This window comes from Parabacteroides sp. TM07-1AC (genome assembly GCF_003480915.1).
Classification (GTDB): Bacteria; Bacteroidota; Bacteroidia; order Bacteroidales; family Tannerellaceae; genus Parabacteroides; species Parabacteroides chongii.
This window is the reverse complement of the sequence record NZ_QUKD01000001.1, coordinates 408537-432145: the sequence shown is the minus strand read 5'-3', so window position 1 is coordinate 432145 and position 23609 is coordinate 408537. Positions and strand designations below refer to the sequence as shown.

Annotated in this window: 19 protein-coding genes and 2 pseudogenes; 11 read left to right on the top strand and 10 right to left on the bottom strand. The window is 41.6% G+C overall.

Features of this window, described 5'->3' with window-relative positions; genetic code table 11:
• Positions 1 to 4: 4 nt before the first annotated feature.
• The 4 genes from DXD68_RS01810 to DXD68_RS01795 all read left to right on the top strand — a co-directional run bounded on the left by DXD68_RS01810 (position 5) and on the right by DXD68_RS01795 (position 2340).
• Entirely contained in the window at positions 5 to 529 is a 525-nt protein-coding gene (locus DXD68_RS01810) for a DUF6125 family protein (RefSeq protein WP_122360035.1), read from the top strand.
• 55 nt (positions 530 to 584) lie between these two features.
• The gene (locus DXD68_RS01805) at positions 585 to 1028 is read left to right on the top strand and encodes a VOC family protein (protein ID WP_122360034.1); all 444 of its coding nucleotides are present in this window, start codon (positions 585 to 587) and stop codon (positions 1026 to 1028) included.
• Between the two features lie 199 nt (positions 1029 to 1227).
• Positions 1228 to 1773 carry a flavodoxin gene (locus tag DXD68_RS01800; protein ID WP_122360033.1) on the top strand — a complete coding sequence of 182 codons (546 nt, stop codon included), beginning with the start codon at positions 1228 to 1230 and terminating at the stop codon, positions 1771 to 1773.
• 6 nt (positions 1774 to 1779) lie between these two features.
• Positions 1780 to 2340 (top strand): flavin reductase family protein, encoded by a 561-nt coding sequence (locus DXD68_RS01795; RefSeq protein WP_122360032.1) that lies wholly within the window; start codon positions 1780 to 1782, stop codon positions 2338 to 2340.
• Between the two features lie 87 nt (positions 2341 to 2427).
• Here DXD68_RS01795 and DXD68_RS01790 read toward each other — a convergent pair whose 3' ends face one another.
• Positions 2428 to 2745 (bottom strand): branched-chain amino acid transporter permease, encoded by a 318-nt coding sequence (locus DXD68_RS01790; RefSeq protein ID WP_122360031.1) that lies wholly within the window; start codon positions 2743 to 2745, stop codon positions 2428 to 2430.
• Positions 2742 to 3455 (bottom strand): AzlC family ABC transporter permease, encoded by a 714-nt coding sequence (locus tag DXD68_RS01785; RefSeq protein WP_233576961.1) that lies wholly within the window; start codon positions 3453 to 3455, stop codon positions 2742 to 2744. Before DXD68_RS01785 ends, DXD68_RS01790 begins: the two co-directional genes overlap by 4 nt.
• Before the next feature lie 193 nt (positions 3456 to 3648).
• Here DXD68_RS01785 and DXD68_RS01780 point away from each other — a divergent pair, with 193 nt between their 5' ends.
• The gene (locus DXD68_RS01780) at positions 3649 to 4101 is read left to right on the top strand and encodes an Lrp/AsnC family transcriptional regulator (protein ID WP_075559998.1); all 453 of its coding nucleotides are present in this window, start codon (positions 3649 to 3651) and stop codon (positions 4099 to 4101) included.
• Positions 4102 to 4126: 25 nt separating this feature from the next.
• Here the strand turns inward: DXD68_RS01780 and DXD68_RS24705 are convergent.
• The 3 genes and pseudogenes from DXD68_RS24705 to DXD68_RS24695 form a co-directional block, all read right to left on the bottom strand.
• A pseudogene (locus DXD68_RS24705) lies at positions 4127 to 6967 on the bottom strand (AAA domain-containing protein).
• A gap of 294 nt (positions 6968 to 7261) precedes the next feature.
• A pseudogene (locus tag DXD68_RS24700) lies at positions 7262 to 7678 on the bottom strand (DUF4011 domain-containing protein); the annotation flags it as partial.
• A gap of 298 nt (positions 7679 to 7976) precedes the next feature.
• A complete protein-coding gene (locus DXD68_RS24695) occupies positions 7977 to 8522 on the bottom strand; it encodes a hypothetical protein (RefSeq protein WP_317127500.1) in 546 nt (181 codons plus the stop codon).
• 258 nt (positions 8523 to 8780) lie between these two features.
• Between DXD68_RS24695 and DXD68_RS01770 the strand changes: the two genes are divergently transcribed.
• The gene (locus tag DXD68_RS01770; protein ID WP_122360494.1) at positions 8781 to 11150 is read left to right on the top strand and encodes an outer membrane beta-barrel family protein; all 2370 of its coding nucleotides are present in this window, start codon (positions 8781 to 8783) and stop codon (positions 11148 to 11150) included.
• 161 nt (positions 11151 to 11311) lie between these two features.
• Positions 11312 to 13390 carry a ribonuclease R gene (rnr, locus tag DXD68_RS01765; RefSeq protein ID WP_122360030.1) on the top strand — a complete coding sequence of 693 codons (2079 nt, stop codon included), beginning with the start codon at positions 11312 to 11314 and terminating at the stop codon, positions 13388 to 13390.
• Here rnr and DXD68_RS01760 read toward each other — a convergent pair.
• Positions 13359 to 14999, bottom strand: a complete 1641-nt coding sequence (locus DXD68_RS01760; RefSeq protein ID WP_122360029.1) for a beta-N-acetylhexosaminidase — start codon at positions 14997 to 14999, stop codon at positions 13359 to 13361. The genes rnr and DXD68_RS01760 overlap by 32 nt on opposite strands.
• A 189-nt stretch (positions 15000 to 15188) precedes the next feature.
• Between DXD68_RS01760 and DXD68_RS01755 the strand changes: the two genes are divergently transcribed.
• Positions 15189 to 16514: a PhoH family protein gene (locus DXD68_RS01755; protein ID WP_075559996.1), complete on the top strand. Its 1326-nt coding sequence runs from the start codon at positions 15189 to 15191 to the stop codon at positions 16512 to 16514.
• Between the two features lie 86 nt (positions 16515 to 16600).
• On the opposite strand, the gene DXD68_RS01750 is transcribed toward DXD68_RS01755, so the two are convergent.
• From DXD68_RS01750 to DXD68_RS01735, 4 genes are all read right to left on the bottom strand, one after another.
• Positions 16601 to 17713, bottom strand: coding sequence for a family 20 glycosylhydrolase (locus DXD68_RS01750; RefSeq protein ID WP_122360028.1), 1113 nt, complete (start codon positions 17711 to 17713; stop codon positions 16601 to 16603).
• A 33-nt stretch (positions 17714 to 17746) separates the two neighbouring features.
• A complete protein-coding gene (locus DXD68_RS01745; RefSeq protein ID WP_122360027.1) occupies positions 17747 to 18772 on the bottom strand; it encodes a radical SAM/SPASM domain-containing protein in 1026 nt (341 codons plus the stop codon).
• Between the two features lie 13 nt (positions 18773 to 18785).
• On the bottom strand, positions 18786 to 19325 hold the full coding sequence (locus tag DXD68_RS01740) for an energy transducer TonB (RefSeq protein ID WP_147382968.1): 540 nt from the start codon (positions 19323 to 19325) through the stop codon (positions 18786 to 18788).
• A 399-nt stretch (positions 19326 to 19724) separates the two neighbouring features.
• The gene (locus tag DXD68_RS01735) at positions 19725 to 20228 is read right to left on the bottom strand and encodes a GNAT family N-acetyltransferase (RefSeq protein ID WP_122360025.1); all 504 of its coding nucleotides are present in this window, start codon (positions 20226 to 20228) and stop codon (positions 19725 to 19727) included.
• A 158-nt stretch (positions 20229 to 20386) separates the two neighbouring features.
• Between DXD68_RS01735 and DXD68_RS01730 the strand changes: the two genes are divergently transcribed.
• The 3 genes from DXD68_RS01730 to DXD68_RS01720 are packed head-to-tail and all read left to right on the top strand — an operon-like array spanning position 20387 to position 23608.
• Positions 20387 to 20977: a hypothetical protein gene (locus DXD68_RS01730; protein ID WP_122354516.1), complete on the top strand. Its 591-nt coding sequence runs from the start codon at positions 20387 to 20389 to the stop codon at positions 20975 to 20977.
• Between the two features lies 1 nt (position 20978).
• A complete protein-coding gene (locus DXD68_RS01725) occupies positions 20979 to 21848 on the top strand; it encodes a DUF2764 domain-containing protein (protein WP_122360024.1) in 870 nt (289 codons plus the stop codon).
• A gap of 2 nt (positions 21849 to 21850) precedes the next feature.
• Positions 21851 to 23608 (top strand): V-type ATP synthase subunit A, encoded by a 1758-nt coding sequence (locus DXD68_RS01720; RefSeq protein ID WP_122354514.1) that lies wholly within the window; start codon positions 21851 to 21853, stop codon positions 23606 to 23608.
• Position 23609 lies beyond the last annotated feature (1 nt).

The window sequence follows — 23609 nt, the reverse complement described above, 5'->3', positions numbered from 1 at the left end:
GAATATGACAGATCAGCTTGACCTATTGACAAAAGAGGAATTAAAAGATTTGGTAAGAATATATGCCAGGAATATTTATGCTCTTGACGGAGTGTGGTTTCAGTCCGTGGAAGCGGAATGTGGAATGGATGACGCTATGTTGCATGATAAGCAAGCGTGGACGAGGTTTACCCGTACCGAGGCCTTAAGAATTAAGAACTTTCTGAACCTTCCCGAAAAGCCGGGGCTCGACGGGCTAGAGAAAGCGTTAGCTATTCGATTTTCAGCTTTGGCAAATCCTTCTGTGGATCTTTTCAGGGAGGGCGAATCCCTGATCTACCGGGTGAATGTTTGCAGGGTACAATCAGCCCGAAAAGATAAAGGAATGCCTTATCACCCTTGTGCGCCGGTCGGTTTTATCGAACATGCCGGTTTCGCCAGCGCAATCGATGAAAGAATCGTTACAGAAATGGTTAGCTGTTTCCCGGATGTAACAGATCTGTCGTGTGCTTGTTGCTGGCGGTTTACGATCAGTAATTCGTCTAATTGACTATATTTGTATCTTGATTATAAGAATCTAATTACAAACCATTAATCAGAAAACAATGAAATTCAGTAATGTAAGATTATTAGTAAAAGACTTCGCTAAATGCTTTAGATTCTACACCGAACAGCTTGGATTAGAACCAGCCTGGGGAGATGAAAATAGCGGATATGCCAGTTTTAAAGTAGCCGAAGGAATAGAAGGATTTGCCCTTTTTGTATCCGACTGGATGGCTCCATCGGTAGGCAATGCCGATAAACAGCAGCCCGTAGCGATGCGCGAAAAATCAATGGTCTCTTTCAGTGTAGATAACGTAGACGAAACCTTTGCCACCCTAAAGGCAAAAGGCGTGACGTTTATCAGTGAACCTACGGATATGCCCGATTGGGGAATGCGTACCCTGTACCTGCGCGATCCCGAAGAAAATCTTATAGAACTCTTTACCCCTTTGACTGTGGAGCAATGTAGCCAGGAACTCCTCGAAGAGGATAAGAAATTTCAATAAGAGATATTGCTAAAAAGAAACGGCTCATGTAAGTGAGCCGGATGAATGACATTTAATGAAACTCTATAGTGATGCCGCTATGGGGTTCATGCATTTAAATTTACCAGTAATTTGGGTTAGATAATCAGTGATTTATATACTTTTATATTGGATACTATTCTGTAATTTTGTGTCATAACAATAAAAATAAGAATTACATATGACAACAAGGAAAGTTAAAGGTATGATTATAGTAGTGATCATGATGTTATGTATCCCCATAAATGCACAGACGCAGAGTGATAAGACATTGGTCGCTTATTTTTCGGCAACAGGAACAACGGAGAAAGCTGCTAAGTTGATTGTAGAAGTTACAGGTGGAACGCTCTACGAAATACAACCTGAAAAAGAATATGTCGCTGCTGACCTGGATTGGCATGACAAATCCTCGCGTAGCAGTGTAGAGATGTCAGATGCCAAATCACGTCCTGCATTGAATTCCAAACCTGAGAATTTTGCAGATTACGATACCGTTTATATAGGTTTCCCTATTTGGTGGAATTCTGCTCCGAGAATCATCAATACTTTTATTGAGAGCAATAATTTTGCAGGCAAGACGATTATCCCGTTTGCAACATCGGGTAGCAGCAGTATTTCTAATGCAGAAAAAGAGCTGCAGGAAACCTATCCTGATCTGAAATGGCAGAAGGGCCGACTTTTGAATGGTGCGACAAAGGAAGATATTAAGAAGTGGACTAAAAAATAAATTATTATGAGAAAGAATTTTGGGTCAAAGCCCTTTACTTATCCGCAGCCGGTGTTTATTATCGCTGCTTATGATGAAGATGGAACTCCCAATGTTATGAATGCCGCTTGGGGTGGTATCAGCGAGATGCATGAAATTAGTATTTGTATCAGTGAGGGACATAAAACGACAGCAAATATCCTGAAGCGTAAAGCTTTTACCGTGAGTATGGCAGAAGTCGGGCAGGTGGTTGCCTGTGATTACGTGGGTATTGTTTCCGGTAATAGAGTTTCGGATAAATTCGCCCGTGCAGGTTTTCATGCTACTCGTTCGGAGTTTGTGGATGCACCGTTGATTGACGAATTGTCTGTAGTGCTGGAATGTAAATTGAAGGACTATAACCCAGAGACCTGTATTTTGCGAGGTGAAATAATAAACGTAAGCGTAGATGAGCGCGTTCTCGACGAAAACGGTAAAGTGGATGTATCCAAAGTGTCTCCCATTATATTCGACCCGTTCAATAACGATTACCTGGAAGTGGGTAAAAAGGTAGGTAATGCTTTTTCGGATGGTAAGAGGTTGAAATAGGGAATCTATGCCATAACAGACGAATATATTGAGCTGCTTCATCGCCTTCTCCCATATTCGGGAGAAGGCAGTCACCATAGCTATATTTCAGTTCACAAGAAGAATATATAACCCTGTCCCTAACAAAATAGAACAAGCCATGTTTTTAAAAAGCATTTGAATAACTACCACACAGATTCCCGATACTATTTCCGGGATGCCGTATGAAGGTGATAGAAAATCCGTATCCTTGTAGCAATAGATCACCAACATACCAAATATGGCAGGAGGTAATACCCTGCCCAAGTAGTTTACATACTGGGGAGTGTGTGCGCTAGACCTGAAGATCCAGAATGGAATCCAACGGGTTAACTGTGTGGTGAGTGCCACAATAAGTATGGTGATAATTTGTTCCGTAACCGTCATGTCAGTTTCTCCTTATCTTTTGTAGTCAGCCAACGAACCATAAAAATTACAGTGATAATCAAGATCGTAGGAAGCATGAAATATGCCTTGCCGAAAAGCATTAGGCACGCGCCTGCAACTAATAGTCCTAATATAGAACTGCCGTGCGTTTGTTCTTTTTGCCACTGGCTGATGAATATCACGATAAACAGGGCTGTCATGACAAAACCTACTCCCTTAGTGCTTGCAATGGCTTCACTGGCAGAAATCGCACCAATAATAGTTCCTCCTATCCATGACACATAAAGATAGACCGAAACAAAGAGCATGAACCAATTCCGGTCTGTTCCAGGAGGGACATCTGTCATATAGTTGAGTGAAAACGCTTCATCTATCAGTCCGGAAACAGCCCATATTTTCTTTTTCCCCATGTCGCTATACTTTTCCAACATGGATATTCCATAGAACAAATGTCTTCCGTTCACTATCAACGTTAAAAGCAGGGCATAACCGGGATTGAACGTACTAAGCAATAAGCTAACAGTAACAAACTCCATCGAACCGGCAAATATAGTAGCTGCCATGCAGACAGGCCATATTATGCCGAACCCGCAGGAACGCATATATACCCCATATCCGACACCGAGGAAAGCTATACCGAGCATTACCGGAAATGCTTTAGTCAGTGCCAGTTTACGCGCATTATAAAAAGCTTGGTTCTTATTATTCATCAAGTACAGTTTGAATATTCTTATCTTTTTAACTTCTAGAATTATTTCCTGTGCAAAGATAAGAAATTCAATATATATGCTGGGTATCATGTTGAAAAATGAGGAAGATGTTGTATTTTTGCGTATAAAACAGGAAATAATCCTGCATAACTAACTAAATAAAAAAGATAAACAGGAAAAAATACGGTACAAAATGGACAAAACGGATAAAATCATATTAAATGCACTGCAAAAGGATGCCAAACAGAACATGAAAGTATTGGCAGATGAGTTAAACCTATCCAAAAGCCCTTTATATGACAGGGTAAAGCGTTTGGAAAGCGATGGATATATCTCTCACTATGCTGCTATTGTAAATAAAGACAAAATCGGTAAACCGTTAGTTGTGTTTTGCCGTCTTGCGTTATTGGTTCATGAGCATGAGAACTACGCCCGTTTCGTAAATGAAATCGTTCAATTGGAAGAAGTTGTCGAATGTTATTCCATTGGGGGTGAATACGAACTTTTAATCAAAATCGTTCTTGAAGACTTGGATGCCTATGATAAATTCAGATTCGAAAAACTGACACGCATAAACGGTATTGCCAAAATAAACAGTTCAATTACAATACGTGAATTGAAAAACACTACATACATAAAACTTTAGTGGAAGCATATTAAAAAATTAAAAGTTAACAAGAGAATGTTATATTCAGATTGTGATCAGATCTGAGGGTAGAGAAAATGATCATCTCATATCGGGCACGGGATACAGCCACATTCAGTCGTCGTTCACCTCCTTTATTATTTAAAGGACCAAAGTTCATGGATACATTTCCGTTTTTGTCCGGACCATATCCAATAGAGAATAGAATTATATCACGCTCATCCCCTTGTACGTTTTCTAAATTTTTTATGAAAATAGGCTCATCACATTGGTATGCTTTCTCTTCCAGTTCCGGATATTTACTTAATTCTTCGAGGAGCATATCTTCTATCAAGTTCTGTTGAACCTGGCTGAAAGAAACAACACCTATACTTTTTCCGGAAAGTTCCGGTGTTCTTAGACGGCGAAGTATTTCATTTACTATAGCTTCGCTTTCCGCACGGTTACTGCGTGTGCGCCCTTTGTCATATGAGCCGTCGACCCTAAACAGGCGGACTTTGGATATCCGGTCGTCAACAGAAGGAAAAGTATATAATTTAGCCCCGTAATACTGGGCATTACTAAAAGCGATAAGACTTTCGTGTTTACTACGATAGTGCCATGTCAGATAACGTGATGGTATGGAAAGCTATATGCAGTCATCCAGGATACTTTCCATGTCATCGAATGCGGCATCTTCCTCATTCACTTGAGTAGAAGAGAAGAAACTCGTTGGTGGCATCTGCTTAGGGTCTCCGACGACAACCAGTGCTTTGCCTCGTGCTATTGCTCCAACAGCCTCATTGGTGGGCATTTGTGAGGCTTCATCGAAAATCACAAGATCGAATTTCTCAGCGCTTAAATCAATGTATTGGGCTACAGATATCGGGCTCATTAACATACATGGGCATAGCTTCGGAAGTAATGTCGGTATTTGGTCTATGAGCTTACGGATCGATGTGCCGCGTCCTCCGTTGGATATATTTCGTTTCAAAATGCCAACCTCAGAATTGGAAGTCGCTTCCATAGTTAATGAAGGTATGCGTGAGGCCAATCTGCTATATAGCTCTTTTTTGCTTAATTTTTGAAACTCGTAGGTTAGTTGTTTGTATTTGGTAATTATCTCCTCAAAAAGCAATCCATTGAATAGGCGTAAGGTCTTGTCAGCGTCAACAGTTTTTAAGGCGAGTTTATGATAGATACCTTTAAGAAGTGTATTAGAGGCTTCGGTACCGTTCTTATGCTCGTTTAGGATATAATTCGTAACCATGGATAAACCTCGTGCTTCAAGTTCTCTTTTCCGGATGCACCATTGATACCAATCTTTAGTCATATTCAGGTGCTCCTTCCAATTTTTTAGCAGTATTGGAAGTTGCGCTTCAAGGTTGCTTTCCGGCAATTCGATATTACATAATCTTCTCAAATCATGGATAACCTGATTCATTTGATCGGATGTTTGTATCAACTGGTTCAGTAAATTTTTGTTGGACTGTAAGAATAGGTTCCAGTCATCACCCATTTTATCGGAAAAACGGTTAAGTGTCTCAGGTAAGCTTCTTTGGGTGAGCCGTGCGTATTCTAATAAATTCTGATAAACACCTGGGATAGCCGATAAAATAGAGGTAATCTCATCCCATTTCTCTTTATTACGTCTCCCCAAATGGCCAAAAAGAGATTGTAGTTCCGATGAATGTTCTTGGACGATCTTATTCTGTTTTTGATAGGTCCCAAGTTGATCGAGGAGATTCGGGATCTTTGTCTCTTGCAGGCTGGGGCTATAAAATCTCAACTTTTTTAGGTAAGAGCGTTTGGCAAAGTATTTAGGGAGGAACCATTTCATTTCGATGGCTTTCCATTCTTGTTGGAGGGTAAACACGTTTTCTTCCAAAATTTCCGGCGCGTAATCTTTGGAAAGTTCTGCCAATATTCTGTCACGTTCTTGTCCGGAGCTAATGATCTCCTGCCATTCCCCAATCAGTTCCTCTTTGCCTCCCAGTTCCAGTAAGCTTTTGTTCAGATAGGGGATAGCGACCAGTCTGCTGCTCATCTGGGCCATTAACTCAATCCCCTCCCAGCTGTCAGGGATTACGAAATTCCAATTGTCAGAGAAAAAAGTTCTTCCGGTGGATATTATCGGAAGTAGCTCCATAAGACGGCTGATGCTATTCTCTAACTTTTGGTTACTCTCAAGTGAAATATCATATGGTTCCAATCCTTTTAGCGGATGTGTTTCCGGCTGTCCTATTATCTGAAAGATTGTATCGAGCTCTTTTATTTTTTCTGTAAGGACCGTAAGCTCGTCTTTCGTAATGGAATCCAATAGGGTAGAATCGATTACTAACTCATCACCCTGAATGGATAAATAATTCGTAATACAGTCAAAAAGGGAATAACCGTATGCATGAGGGTTATGCAAGGCCTCCATATAATCGATTAATTTCCTCCTACGTTCAAATAATTGCTGGGAAATATTCTCGAATTCATAAGGAGACTGGATATGTACAACCTCGATCGCTTTCTGAAGCTGTGCAAGGAAATGAGTTTTAGTTACTTTATTGGAATGTAGTTCCAGGCAGAATGGCTCCAAGCCGATCTTGGCTAATCGGTTCTGGACGACTGAGAGTGCTGCCATTTTTTCTGCGACAAATAAAACACGTTTCCCTTTGTATAAAGCATTAGCTATCATATTGGTGATAGTCTGGGACTTTCCGGTTCCTGGAGGCCCGTGCAGGATAAAGCTCTTTCCTTCTCCCGATTCGATAACTGCTTCCAGTTGGGAAGAGTCCACATCAATTGGAATCGCAAAACCGGAAGGTTCTATATATTTGTCAATTTCCCTTGCGTCAACTTCTTGGCTAGTATCCTGCCATTTAATACGATTCTCCATCAGACTGGCTAGAATAAGGTTCTCCTTCAACTTGTCAGCATTGGTATGGATGTCATTCCACATAACGAACTTGTTGAATGAGAACAGTCCGATCATGGATTCTTCCACCACGTCCCAGCGTTTTTGATTGCGGATACAGGTACGAATTGCGGCAAATATCTTTTTTACATCTACTCCACTGTCATCCTTGGGTAGTGGATTAAGTCCGGAAAGATTGATGTCGAATTGTTGTTTTAATAACTCTACCAAGGTGATATTCAATATGATCTCTTCGTCCCTGGTTCGAATTACATATCCATTTGTACCTCCTCGTCGTATAATATCAATCGGTAACAATAAAATAGGAGCGAAACGAGGCTTTATACTTTTGGGGGTCTCATACCATTAGAGAATGCCCAGTACCAGAAATAATGAATTTGCCCCATTTTCCTCTATCGCTGTACGGGACGTCCTGTACACAAACTTCAGTGCGTTCTGGAGCTCGCTCTCGGTTAGGTAAGAACAGATTCTTTTGTTTTTCAGCTCACTGATCACCAACTCCTCAAGTTCGTTTTTCAGTAGTGAGGAATCATACATGCCGGTATCTCTCGGCTCTAATTTTCCTTTAATGGGGCAGGGGTGTATCTGATAATTCTCTCCGGCCTGCAATCGGTCTTCCAAATGGTCGATCTCAAAAGAAATAAACGGTATTACTCTTTTGCCCAACTTCACATTGATCAGATTATTTCGTAAGGAAAAATCTAATAATTTTCGTTCCCAGATAATTTGTTTGGTAGTTTCTTGTTTGGCAGTATCCAACTTTATCTCGAATCGGTCCAGGCTGTTTACCTTTTTTGTGGCATTTTCATGTTCAATGCCTTCATTTTTTACTTGCCATTTTCCATTATTTTCAATGCGTTGGGGGAGTGTCTGATTTTATTCAACCGACAACGGTAGACGTCTATGAATAAATCAAATCTGTTCTCGTCCTTCAGCTCATTCTGCGCTAATAAGACCGCATCATCAAATGCTATACACGTACACGATTTGGGTCTTGTGTCTGGTATTCGTCTAATGCGGAATTGCCGGTCCATTCTTCAAGGAACCGTGACGCGTTTACGCTAACCCTCGATAGCAACGGATGGTTAGGGGTTACAAAAGAGGCCAGGAGTTCAGGCATGATGCTGGCGCCGGGCCATTGGTCGTACGCCATTAATTGGATGGGGTAAGCCTGTTGATAAAGGACTTCGCCACCAGTTGAGATGATCAGGTTAAAAGTAGTATCTATTCCTTCCGTAAGTTCGATTAATCTTTCAACTTCGGGAGATATTTCGAGTGAAACGATTTGTATATTTTGTCCCTGTGGCACGATATCAAAAACACAATCGGAATATTTGATGAGTTCTCCGCTTATGGAGATCTTTACCTCGTTCCAATCTATCTCGTCATTATTTATCAATTCACAAAAACTGAATGCTGGTACATGGTTATGTATCATTGCATAATTGATACATGGCAAATATTCCAAATGAACAGTGCCGTTGAAATTCTTGGAGATTTTATCGCTACTTCCCATTACAGATTATATTTATGTAGCGCATCTTAACTGTGTGATTGCTTTTTGTAGCTTTTAATCTAAGGCGCTATGTTATTAATAGTCTCAAAGATATAAATTAAATATCAAAAAAGTATTCTTGGAATTATTTTATAATCAATTCTCGTTTTGTTTTCTAATCGGCGGTAAGACTAAATAACACTTCATAAGCCAACGGTAACACAGTTTCTCATTGTAACTCCTTTCCTTTGCAATGAGAAACAAATAAAATCGATGGATATGAAACGAATACTTTACTACATGATGTTTTTGCTGGTTACCGGTAATGGGATGTTGATCGCTCAAAATATGATTCACGGAAAGGTAACCGATATGGATAATGTTCCGATAGATGGCGTAGCTGTCGTACTTCAGACATTGGATTCCGTTTATGTGGATGCTGTGGTGACCGATAGTCTCGGACAGTTTAACCTGAACCGGACAGCTGATCCGGCTTACCGGCTTCTCTTTCAACATCTCTTATACGAACCTTTCCAGCAAGAGATTTCACAGGCGGATGCCGGAACGATTCGTCTGACAGCTAAAGATTATGAACTGGGCGGAGTGGTGGTAAAAGCCGAACGTCCGAAGGTCAAAGTGGAGAATGGCGCATTGAAATACGATGTTCCGCAACTGATGAAAGATAAATCAGTGAGTAATGCTTTCGATGCTGTAAAACAATTACCCGGTATTATCGGCGGTGCAGACGAGATTCAATTGTTGGGGGCAGGGGCTCCGAGAATTATCCTGAATGGACAGTTAACGACGATGTCGCTGGACCAGTTGATCACGATGTTGAAGAGTATTCCTTCTTCGCGGGTAAAAAATGTAGAGGTTATGTATAATGCCCCTGCAAAATACAATATTAAAGGAGCTGTTATTAACGTTATATTAGATAAGGGGTCGACAGAAGAAACGGCTTTACAGGGTGAAGCCGGTGTTGATTATCTGCAGAAACATTTTGCAACAGGTAAGGCACATGCGAATCTCTTATATTCTACATCTAACCTGACTGTCGATTTTTTGGTAAACGGAGAGAAAGGACGATATTTTGAAGGGGAAAATATTATGGCAAGACATACCCTGGAGAATAGTGTGACGGAAATTTATCAGTCAGGCCGTGGCAATGGCCGTATAAACAGCGGAGATATGCGGTTAGGCGTAGACTATAAATTGAAGAATGAAGATAAGTTATCTGCTGCATATACTCTGGGTGGCAATAATATAAAAAAGAATCGTGTAGCAGAAACTTCTTTTTCTGTACTGCAGGATGCAGAGACAAGTGACCAACGTTTCAGCCGGACTACCGGAGAGGATAAAATAACTTTACATAATATCCGTGTGCAATATGACGGTCATACGGGTATCACTGCCGGAATGGATTTTACACGCTATAAATCTCCGTCTTTCCAGAACTTTTTGGAAAACCGCGGACAGGAAACGTTGACGGATATGCAGAATAATTCCAGGCAGAATATTTCACAATGGGCACTATTTGCCAATCATACACACACTTTTGCCACCGGATGGACACTGAACTACGGTGTCCACGGTGGCTACACTTCCTCGAAAACTTATATCGATTATCTATATAATAAAGGTAATGGGTATGAACCAGATCCGGATTTATTGGAAAATAATACGCAAAAGGAATATACGGGCAATCTCTTTGCGGAAGTGTCCAAGGATTTCGGAGAGCATTTTTCGGCAACCGCTTCATTGAAAGGAGAGTATTTCAGGTCGGATTATAACTCTAACGGGAGTAAATCGACTCTTTGGAATGACTGGACATTTTTTCCGAACGCTTCTTTGAGTTATGTTTTTACACCGCAACATATTTTGCAGTTAAACGTGAACAGCAACAAAACCTATCCTTCTTATTGGGAAATAACACCGCAGATAACACCCCTAAATTCTTATTCTGTCGTGATGGGTAATCCGGCTCTGAAGCCTTATCGTTCGTATGAAGGGCAATTCCTCTATATCCTGAAACAGAAGTATACCTTTATGGTTTTCGCGCAGTACGAACCGGATTACTTTGCCCAGTTGCCGTATCAAAGTTCTACGGAACTGAAAAATGTGTTCCGTTATGAAAATATGGATTATAATTTAACGGCAGGAATAGGGGCTGTTATTCCGTTCCGTATCGGTGAGTTCATGAATAGCCAGTTTACGGCACAAGGAATCAGGATGCGTCAGAAACTGGATCATTTCAATGATATTTCTTTTGATAACAGTAAATATCTGGGACAATTCTTTCTGAATAATACGTTCACGCTTTCCAAATCACGTCCGAACCTGAAGCTGGATTTGAATGGTTATTATATAACAGGAGCAGTGCAGGGTATCTACGACCTGGGTTACGTATATAATGTTTCAGCCGGTTTGAAATGGCAGTTCGCTAATGATAAAGCGACGGTTCTCTTGAAGTGCGATAATATCTTCCGAAGCAATCTTCCGAAAAAGGTAGAGATTAATCAGGCAAACCAATATAGTCGCTTGACGAAGATTGACGATACACGTTGTGTGACGGTTTCCTTTATATGGAAGTTCGGTGGTTATAAAAGTAAAAAGCATGATAAGGTAGATACATCCCGATTCGGTAAATAAAAATCGCATATATCTGCTTGTTTTAGAAGGAGAGAAGTAGTGTAATCCTTTGATTGATGGTCTCTCTGTTGTTAAATATTTGTAGGATACTAGGCGAATATCGATAATATTCATTTAATTTTGTGTATTGATTATAAATGTTAATTACACGAAAATATTAGATGAAGAAAAGATATATATTACAGCATGTTATGGCTCTAATATTTACTCGGTCTCCTCATAAACTATTTAATTATAAACAGATAAGCAAACAAATCGGTATTGTAAAACCCGAGGAAATGTTGCAAGTCGTAGAAATTCTTTATGATCTGGCAGATGAAAATTTCATTACAGAGATAAATCGCGGACGTTACCGTTACAATGATAAGGGAATCATTTTATCCGGACGGTTTATTCGTCGTCGCAATGGAAATAACTATTTCCTTCCGGATGATAGTACACCCCGTATTGCTGTCAGCCTTCATTGTTCCTTTCGGGCATTGGATGGCGACTTGGTGAAGATCAGGCTGCTGACGAAGCGAACAGGTCCTTCACCTGAAGGTGAAGTGATTGAAATACTTCACAGAAAGGAACAACGGCTGACAGGAACATTATGCATAACGAAGGGACTGGCTTTTTTGATTACAGAAAGTAAAACATTGGAAAATAATGTTTTTATTCGGTCAAACAGACTTCATGGCGGGAGAGATGGCGACAAGGTACTTGTCCGTATCATTTCATGGAATGAAGATCAAGACAATCCTTCCGGTGAGATTCTCGAAGTGTTGGGAAAGGCTGGGGAAATCCAAGCAGAAATGAAAGCCATACTGTTAGAATACGGTTTGCCTTATCAATATCCGCCTCATATCGCAAAGAGGGTGGATAGGATTTCTTCCGCAATCTCCGAGAATGAAATAATCAACCGAAGAGATTTTAGGGGAATAAAAACATTTACAATCGATCCGGCAGAGGCTAAAGATTTTGATGATGCACTCTCTGCACGCCGTCTGGACAATGGGAATTGGGAAGTCGGGGTGCACATTGCAGACGTTACTTATTACGTAAAACCAGGAAGTGCGATAGACCGGGAAGCTGCATCCCGTGGAATGTCTATCTATATGCCAAATCAAACGGTCCCGATGTTACCGGAGCGTTTATGCAATCAGATTTGTTCTCTACAGCCGGACGCGGATAAGCTCTGTTTCTCCGTCATTTTTGAGTTGGATAATAGGGCTCGTATCAGTAATATGGATGTTTGTCGGACTGTGATCAGGAGCAACCGCCGTTTCTCTTATGAAGAGGTTCAATGCATATTGGAAATTGGTAACGGCGATTACAAAGATGAAATAATAGCATTAAACCAAATGGCCCGGTTGTTACGCAAAAAACGTTTTGAGCAGGGAGCTGTCTGCTTTAACCATGGTCAAGCCCGGTTGGACTCTCATAAGTTGATCGAAGAATTTATGTTGTTGGCCAATCAAAGTGTGGCCAAATTGGTTACTTATATGCCGAAGGAAGGCAAGCGAAAGAGACCTTTTATCTATCGCGTTCACTCTTCTCCTAAGAAAGAAAAGTTAGATAAACTATGCGATCTGATTTATTATTATTTGCCGGAAATAAATAAGAAACAGCTGAAAGATTCGCGAAATTTGAACCACTTGTTGGAAAATATAACCGATGACTCTCTTCGAGGTGCTTTGGAGTTATTGTCTATTCGCCACATGCACAAGGCTAAATATTCTACCTGCAATACCGGTCATTATGGATTGGCTTTGGATTGTTATTCACATTTTACTTCTCCCATCCGGCGTTATCCGGATATGCTGGTACATCGCTTGCTCGCACATTACCTGGCCGGAGGAGCTTATGTGAGACGAGCTAAATATGAAGCAGCTTGTAGGCATTGTTCTGAAAAAGAAGTGATTATAGCCAGTGCCGAACGGGATTCGGTTAACTATATGCAGATTGAGCATATGAAAGGAAAGGAGGGAGAAGTATTTCCCGGTATTGTCGTGAATGTAAAGTCTTGGGGATTATATGTGGAGTTGATCGATCTAAAATGTGGGGGACTGATTCCTGTCCGTAGCTTGGGAGACGAATATTTCGATTATAATGAAGAACAGTTGAACCTGACCGGCCGCCGTACCAAACGGAAATTTGTTTTGGGAGACTTGGTAACAGTGCGGTTGGAACAGATCGATCAGGTTCAGAAAGAGTTATATTTCAGCCTTATCGGGGTACGATCTCAAAAGGAATCCTGATCGATACGCCTAGTTTCATCAGATTCATCAAATTCGGATACATCCTTTCTTTGAACGAATCCCAGTTACGATACTCCATTTGCGTCCATCCGGCTTCTGCCAAAGCCAGCCCGCGCGGATAAGTCATATAGGTTACCCGGTTGATATCTTTTATCGCTTCTCCCCATAATGTGCCGGAGATACCCAGGATATGTGCCTGTTGTGCTGCCGGAAGTCCGTAACCCGGATCGAACTGATAACAGGTTTCCAGCGTGGTAACAGGCATTCCCCAGTTATTAAATTCCGGAAGGTCGCCTTTGAACTGAGGATAATCAAGGTAGGTGTATTCACCCGGAGCCATGATTAGCGAGTTGCCGTGTTTGGCTGTCAGTTCAATACATTTAGGAGTAAGTCCGGCACGCCAGGTTATCAGTGTGGCATCTTTGGGATAGTCAAACAGATATTCATTGGCCGGCATACGGATATTGTCCAACTCGCACCATAAAACCGGTTCTTTTCCGTATTTGCGGACAGAGGCCAGTATCTTATCGAAGAAATAATTCATCAACTGCGATTCCTTGGTATAGCCTAATTGCTTCATTAATGACTGGCAACGGTCGCATTTCGTCCAGTTCTTTTCGATAACGGCTTCGTCGCCTCCCAGGTGTATTTTGGAGGAAGGGAAAAGTTCGGCTATCTCTTTGATGACATCGTCGTATACGGTATATACCTTGTCGTTATTGGCACAAAGCATCAGGTCGACCGTCTTACCCATGATTTTTTGAATCGTATCGGTATGGGTACAGCCGAGTTCCGGATAAGTAGCCAATACGGCAACCGTATGTCCAGGTATATCCAGTTCCGGGATGATTTCCACGTTCCTGTCGGCTGCATATTGGATGAGGTCTTTCAGTTGTTGCTGGGTATAATAGCCGTTATCCGGTCCGTTAGGTCCGGTTTGGGGATTACGGAAGGCACCGGTTTCAGTCAATCCCGGATGCTTTTTTATTTCGACCCGCCAACCCTGATCATCCGTCAGGTGAAGTTGCAGTACATTATATTTGTATTTAGCCATCTGATCGATGTAGAATTTTACATCTTCGACAGGAAGGAAGTGACGGGCCGGATCGAGCATAAGAGCACGGTAGCCGAAACGAGGTTCGTCGTCGATACGAATGGGGGCGATCTGTTTATTTGCCGTGTTACAAACATCTCCCAATAATATTTGGTCCAACGTCTTTAATCCGTAGAAGAGAGCATCTTGTGTGGCTCCTTTGATGGAGACTTTATTCTCTGATATATCGAGAATATAATGTTCTTTCCCTTTTATTCTGGGGTCTGTCGATAATTCGATCAGGGAGTTTCCACTGGCGGTAAAACCTCCCATAATCGCAGGTTGGCCAACTCTATTCCTTAATATACGCTGCAACTCGAATAAACAAAATGCCTGTTTCGGTAAATTTGTTTTTACGGTTGTCTGCGGAGTGATAGTGAAATTTTTCTTGCCTGTAACCTGTTCGATGTGATTGGGCAAAGGCAATAATGCGGACGTGTTACTTTGCCCGAATGAGCAAGCCGCTGTTAATAGAAACAGAGATACGAGTTTGAGTTTTTTAGTACTAAAGATCATAAGTGTTAGATTTTATTGTTTGTAAAAAATCATTGTACGGCAAATATACATACAAGATTTAAATTAGAATTATGCAATTCGCCTGAATACGGAATAAATTGGTCTTTCAACTTTATTTTACCTTTTAAACTAAATAAGTCTCAAAAATGTTTTTAACTTAGAAGCGATAATCATTAAATCGAAATGATCATGGGAGCAAAGAAGAATTTTGTATTGGATACGAACGTTATCTTGCATGACTACAAGTGTATCGAAAATTTTCAGGAGAATGATATCTATCTTCCTATCGTCGTGTTGGAAGAGTTGGATAAGTTTAAAAAGGGGAGCGACCAGATTAATTATAACGCCCGTGAATTTGTACGCGAGTTGGATCTGATAACCAGTAATGATCTCTTCCTGAAGGGTGCTTCGTTAGGAGCAGGTTTAGGAACATTACATGTGGTAACCGGCGATAAGTATCAGGAAAAGATTGCATTGTCTTTCCCGGAAAAGACACCGGACCACCGGATTTTATCCTGTACACTTTCCGTTGCGGAAAAGAATCCGAAAGTACAGACTATCCTGGTAACGAAGGATGTCAATCTTCGTATGAAAGCCCGTGCTTTGGGTATTCAGGTGGAAGACTATATCACCGACAAAGTGGTCAATGTCGATATCTTTGAACGGGCACAGGATACCTATGAAAATATTGATCCTGACCTGATCGACAAGATATATTCGACACCCGAAGGACTCGATGCGGATCTGTTTGAATTTAAGTCGAAACTGGAGCCGAACGAATGCTTTATATTAAAGAGTATACGTGCTTCTGTTTTAGCTCGTTATAATCCATTTACAGGAAAGATAAAGAAGGTGGAAAAGAGTTCGAATTATGGGATACAACCCCGTAATGCGGAGCAGAGTTTCGCCTTTGAAATATTGAATGATCCGGATGTTAAGCTGGTTGGACTGACAGGTAAAGCCGGAACCGGAAAGACCTTGCTGGCCTTGGCTGCCGCCCTTAAACAGGCTGGGTTATACAAACAGATTTTATTGGCTCGTCCGATCGTTGCATTGGCGAATAAGGATATCGGATTCCTGCCGGGTGACGAGAAGCAGAAAGTGGCTCCTTATATGCAGCCTTTGTTCGATAACCTGAATGTAATTAAGAACCAGTTTGCTCCGGGAAGCCAGGATGTTCGTAAGATAGATGATCTGCAGAAGAATAATCAGTTGGTTATCGAGGCTTTGGCTTTTATCCGCGGTCGTAGTTTGTCAGAAACATTCTGTATCATCGATGAAGCACAGAACCTGACACCGCACGAGATCAAGACGATCATTACCCGTGCCGGAGAAGGAACGAAAATGGTCTTTACCGGTGATATTCAGCAGATCGACTCACCGTATCTGGATGCCCAGAGTAATGGTCTGGCCTATATGGTGGATAAGATGAAAGGGCAGGAGTTGTTTGCCCATATCAATCTAATCAAAGGCGAACGAAGCCAGTTATCGGAATTAGCGTCCGATCTATTATAAATCGATTGTAATATAATAAAAAGAGGCCGGGCTTTTTAATAAGTCCGGCCTTACTGTTTATTAATTCCTGTACTTTATCAGGAAATCTATTTATTATCCATTTCTTTATAAGCCTCGATCAATTTTTTGATCACAACAGCTTCCGATATATCCTGTTGGTATGTTTCCGGCTTATAATAACTTTCCAGAAAACGATCGGCACCTGACCATACGGTTTCGATAATACCCTGGAAACGGTTACTCATTTGAGGGCCGGATTGCTGACGGAAACGTTTCATGTCGTCCAGTTGTTTGAGGGCAACTTCCGGTTTACGCCAGGGGCAGGTGGCTACGTCGAATCCCTTCATGGCAAAATATACGGCAGTCTGTTCCGGACGCTCGTAATGCCAATCGCATATGAAAACCTCTTTGGGGATAAGGTCTATTGCACGGTAGGTGTTATTCATGCTGGCTTCCCAGGCACCGATACCGGTCGTTTTTCCATCGATCAGCCGGTCGCCCCAAATCATTAACCGCTTGCCTTGCAGTGCCAGATGATTTTGTATTTTAGTCACTTCTCCTGCATATAATTCGGCTTTATCCCGACCGCTGCAACGAGGGCATTTATCATCGCCGATATAGAAAACTTCATCCATGCCGGCATGAAACAGATTGGTTTCGAAAGCGTCTGTCAGTTCGTCGACCAGGGCAAATACAATTTTATGTACATCGGGATGGAGCGGACAATAACTTTTGCAGTATAAACCATCCGGATTAGGCCATCCTGTATAGTTCTTAGTGTCTACATGAGGCGTTTCATCAAATTCCGGATACACCCGAAGCAGGGCATAAGTTGTTTCTGCCCATGACTGATGACCGAGCAGGTTTATCTGTGGAGCTATCCGTATGTTATGTTTCCGGCAGGTGGTGACAATACGTTTTACATCCTGAAGCGTAAGTGGGTTGGGATCACTTAATTCCGGATGCGATTGGTAATCGTAATTCCAGTCTACCCGCAGAATAAGCAGATTGAAATGTCCGGGAGCCAGTTCTTCTTCTATAAATTTCAGGAAAAGATCCATCTTCTGTACGGAAGGTGCAGCTATTGCCAGACCTCGGGTGGGGATAATGCTGTCTAGCCGATTTACGTTTGTTTGTGCAGAGAGGCTGCTGGTTGTTATACAAATCAAGAGGCATACGGTTGTGATGAAGTGTTTCATGGTATTTAAGTATTAAATTATTTACGAATATAATTAAATATATTTTAATCCAAGTGCTTCAATGATTGGATCTGCATTTTTAAGAGTCGATCCCATCTGTTCGGAGGCAGCTCTGCATCCTCCTTTACAGGCTGATAGAAGCGGGCATTTACTACAATGATCGATTTCGTCTAAACAGTCCCATTCATTCACATAATCGGAACTGAAGATTTCTTCAAACGACTGCTGATAAATATTACCTGCAATAACTGGAGAGTGGTTGCACATTCTCAGGTTCCCGTCCGGATCGAATGTGAGAGGGCGTTGGTATACATTTCCTGAACATGAACCGAAGCCAATATGAGGGTAATCTTCCGGATTGAGTAAGCAATGAGGGGTACAAACCCCCGATACGATCCGAATAGAATGCTTTTCCGCCAATTGATCGATCTCGGAAAACACCTGTTGTAGTTCATCTTTTGTTGTCGATAAATGAATATGTTTAAGGCCTTCTCCACCGACATTGTAACGGTTTACCATCATATGACGGATACCCATTTCATAAAAGAAACGGATAGTTTTAGCAACGTAAGCCCAGTTGATAGAAGTAACGACGATAATCAGGGTCACTGCTATTTTGTTAGCCAGCATTAACCGTAGGGTTGCTATTGCATTATCCCACGAACCGGATATGCCGGTTATCCTGTCATGTATAGTTGGGTTTGAGGCATGAATAGATATCTCGCACTGGTCTATATGTAGAGATACCAATTGGTTATATATCTTTTCAGGGCCATTCCCATTTGTTATTAGGGTTACTTTCCTATCATTCAGTTTAGCATGTAAAACAAGTTCACTGAAACGATCAGCCAAGGTCGGTTCCCCGCCTGTGAAAACAATATTTTTGACATTAGTATGTTGCAACAAATAATCGAGCAAGTTGAATGTCTTCCTGTAAGAATGAGCCGAAACCTTTGCCGTACTTTTTCCTGATTTCCAATGGTTATAACAATGTAAGCATCGCAGATTACAGACCTGAGTAAGTTCTATTATTGCATATTCAAGAAAAGAAACATCCATTATTCTTTTGTTTTTATTCTTTATCTTTTTTGAAATTCTTGAATGTTATAGGAACCGTGTATTTTACTCTCACTGGCTTTCCTCTTTGTTTACCGGGCGACCAGTCCGGCATATTTTTAATAATTTGAATTGCGATAGAATCCTGTTCAATCGTTAATGATCGGAAAACTTCAGGATCACAGATTTTTCCCACACTATCGACAACGAAAGAGACGGTTATTCGTCCTTCATTCCACGAATCGGAAGGAGCATATTTGGAAACTTCTTCTTTCAGATATTTCAAAAGTTCACCTTGCCCTCCTGGAAATTCCGGCATCGTTTCCGTTACATAACAGAATATTTGGCTATGATCGTCCTTCGCTTGAATGGTATCTTGTTGTAAAGGAGAGGAAGCATTGGAAGATTGTTCCTGCTTGCTTTGAGCATATCCATTGTTCAATAATAGCAACGAACTACCTATGATTAGTTTACATCGGATAAGCAATTTATTGTTAAATCTATTGCTGCAGGTCGATAAAATATGGTATAGTAGTTGATAGGCTTTTTTCTTCATAACTTCTTCAGATTTAGTGTTTTCCAAAGATAGTTGTTTTGAAGTTAAAACGCAATTATTTCCTCTAAAAAAAGACCGGTCTTTTGATTTTAAAAGTCCAGTCTTTTCTCTTTAAAAGTCCAGTCTTAACATTTGTAAAGTCCTATGCTTTTTTCAGAGAGGAGATTTTCTTGAATTTTTTATCATCCTCCCTTTGTATTTATTATATATAATATTTATTCTATATTAAAGAGACTGTACAAACACCTGTCATAGTAATGTCCTGTAAGCTTATTCTGGCATTTGATAATCAGTAGTTGCAGTCTGTCACAAATACGCGCTTTTGCCTGTCACGCTTTAAATGGTAAATAATATGTGCGCGAAAGTGATAATTTGTAAGCTCTAAGTACTTACAGATTATTAGTTAGGCACCTCCATCCGCATAATGTAATCATTCATATAATACCCATTACCGATATGGAAATCGCGTGTTGCATGTTCATGGAAGCCCATATGCTTATAAAAACCGAGAGCCGGGTTTTCGCGGTTTACATTCAGCTCGACAGTAAATGGTCCCGGATGGATACTTTTCAAGTAAGCAACTCCCTGTTCGATGATAAAACGTCCGATACCCGAACCATGCAAAGAGGGGAGTGAATAGATTTTCTGGAACTCGTACAAGTCTTTTTCTACCGTTTCGATAGAGAGATAACCCGAAGGCTCGCCGTCTTTGTTGATAATGAAGAACTCGTGATGAAGTTCATTCATTTGATTGAGAATACTTTCCGGGGCATACATCATCTCGAACATGTAGTCGAGCTGCTCGCGGGAGAGGATAGAGCCATAAGTAGGCTCCCATATTTGAGATGCCAAGTTTCTGATTAACAGGACATCATCTGTTGTCGTTTTTCTAATTGAGAACATATTATGCGAATTTTAGACGAGCAAAATTAAAAATTAATTTATAGCGTTTTATTTTTTAGCTTGATTTTACATTTATTTCAATGTTTATTCACAGAAAAGAATAACTTTGTAGGCGTTTAATATTATTGAAAAATACAATTTAATAAATATATATAGAAATGGATACAAAGATTCAGGAACTGACCGACAAGATCTACAAAGAAGGAGTAGAGAAGGGGAACGAAGAAGCTGGACGGATCATTGCCGATGCGAATGCTCAGAAACAAGCGATTGTTAGCGAGGCGGAAGCGGAAGCAAAACGTATTGTTGCAGCAGCACAAAAACAAGCTGCCGAGCTGAAAAAGAATACAGAAGCCGAACTGAAGTTATTCGCTACCCAGGCTGTAGAAGCGCTGAAGAGCGAAGTGGTAAACCTTATAACCGGAAAGATTACTTCCTCGAATGTGAAAGCGATCGTTTCTGACACTGCATTTATGCAGAAGGTGATCCTTGAAATGGCTAAGGAATGGGCTAAGAAAGAAGCGATCACTATCCAGACAGCCGATGCGGATGCATTAACTAAATATTTTGAAGCAAATGCCAAATCGTTGCTCGACGGTGGCGTGAAAATAGAAAAAGTAAGCGGAAAGAAAGCCGATTTTACCATTATTCCTGCCGACGGATCCTATAAAGTAAGCTTCGGGGAAGACGAGTTTGTTGCATTCTTTAAAGAATTCCTGCGTCCCGGGCTGGTAGAAATGTTGTTCTGATATGAGTAAATACTACTGTCTGATTGCCGGACTCCCTAATATATCATTGGATGATAGTAAGCTGACCTATTCCGTTTCTGAATTCAGAAAGGAGTTGGACGGTATTCTTACGTCCCGTGATAAGAAGCTGGTAGACTTGTTTTTCCTCAAATTCGATAATAAGAACCTGCTTAGTTTCTCACAGCGTCCGGACAGTGACCCGGATGAAAAGGGAAGTATAACATACGACGAGTACAAAAGTCTGTTCGATGCTTTGAAGGATGGCGAGAAGCCGCCTAAGAACAAACAGATTCCTCCTTATTTCATAGAGTTCTTCAAACAGTATCTGGATAGCCAGAAGAAAGAGGAAAAACAAACGATCTCCTGGGAAGACCGTCTGGCAGCCCTTTATTACGACTATGCGATGAAATGCAGCAACGGTTTCATCCGTAACTGGTTTGAACTGAACCTCAATATCAATAACATGCTGACCGCCATAACCTGCCGTAAGTATGGATTTGATAAAGCAGAATATATAGTGGGAAACAACGAGGTAGCCGAGGCTATCCGTACTTCCAATGCCCGTGATTTCGGATTGGGAGATGCGGTAGACTATCTGCCCGATCTGCAACGCATTGCTGAAGAGCCCGACCTGATGGCCCGCGAAAAGAAAGTGGATTTGCTGAAATGGAAATGGCTGGACGATAATACGTTCTTCAAGACTTTCGATATCGAAAGTGTGTTCGCTTATTTACTAAAGTTGGAAATGATCGAACGCTGGGTTACGCTGGATAGGGTGACAGGCGAGAAGACTTTCCGCGAAATAGTAGGAGCGATGAAGAAGGGAAGTGATAATGCGTTGGAAGAATTTAAAAGAAACAATAATAAATAATTATGGCTACGAAAGGAATTGTTAGAGGAATCGTATCCAACCTGGTAACCGTCGAGGTGGATGGGCCGGTTTCTCAAAATGAAATCTGTTACATTTCCGTAGGAGGCGTAAAGCTGATGGCGGAGGTTATTAAAGTAATAGGGAAAGATGCCTTTGTACAGGTATTTGAAAGTACACGTGGGATGCGTGTAGGTGACGAAGCCGAGTTTGAAGGGCACATGCTTGAAGTGACATTGGGGCCGGGTATGCTGTCGCGTAACTACGACGGTTTGCAGAATGACCTGGATAAAATGGACGGCGTGTTCCTGAAACGTGGTGAATATACATTTGCACTCGATAACGATAAATTGTGGGATTACAAGCCGCTGGCGAAGGTAGGCGATACAGTGACTGCCGGTGACTGGTTGGGCGAAGTGGATGAAAACTTCCAGCCTCACAAGATCATGGTCCCTTTCACGTTTAAAGGCACTTATACTGTAAAGAGCCTGGTGGAAGCCGGACAATATACCATCAACCAGACGATCGCTGTATTGACAGACGAAGATGGTAAGGATATCGATATTAATATGATACAGCGCTGGCCGGTAAAGAGAGCCATCACTTGTTATAAAGAAAAACCTCGTCCATACAAATTGCTGGAAACAGGTGTTCGTACAATCGATACGGTAAACCCGATCGTCGAAGGCGGTACAGGATTTATTCCCGGCCCGTTCGGTACAGGTAAGACTGTGCTTCAGCACGCTATCTCCAAACAGGCGGAAGCCGATATCGTGATCATCGCTGCCTGCGGTGAACGTGCGAATGAGGTAGTGGAAATCTTTACCGAGTTCCCCGAACTGATCGACCCGCATACAGGACGTAAATTGATGGAACGTACCATCATTATCGCCAATACTTCAAACATGCCTGTGGCAGCCCGTGAAGCATCCGTATATACGGCGATGACTCTGGCTGAATATTACCGTAGCATGGGACTGAAGGTATTGTTGATGGCGGACTCTACTTCCCGTTGGGCACAGGCTTTGCGTGAGATGTCTAACCGTCTGGAAGAACTTCCGGGACCCGATGCATTCCCGATGGACTTGTCTGCAATCGTGGCTAACTTCTATGCCCGTGCAGGTTTCGTTCATTTGAATAATGGGGCGACAGGTTCGGTAACCTTTATCGGTACGGTATCGCCCGCCGGTGGTAACCTGAAAGAACCGGTAACGGAAAATACGAAGAAGGTAGCCCGTTGTTTCTACGCTTTGGAGCAGGAACGTGCCGACCGTAAACGTTATCCGGCCGTAAACCCGATCGACAGTTATTCAAAATATCTGGAATATCCCGAATTTCAGGAATATATCGCTAAACATATCTCTCCGGAATGGATCGACAAGGTAAACGAGATCAAGACCCGTATGTTGCGTGGTAAGGAAATTGCCGAACAGATCAACATCCTGGGTGACGACGGTGTACCTGTAGAATACCATGTTACTTTCTGGAAATCGGAATTGATCGACTTCGTGATCCTGCAACAGGATGCGTTCGACGCGATCGATGCCGTGACACCGCTGGCCCGTCAGGAATTTATGCTGGACAAGGTGGTGAAGATCTGTCATGCGGAATTCCGTTTCGACACCTTCCTCGAAGTAATGGAATATTTCAAACAGATGATCAACATCTTCAAGCAGATGAACTATTCCGAATACGAAAGCGATCAGTTTAAGAAGTTCAACGATCAACTCGACGCCCTGCTCGCAGAGCGTATGGAAAAATAAC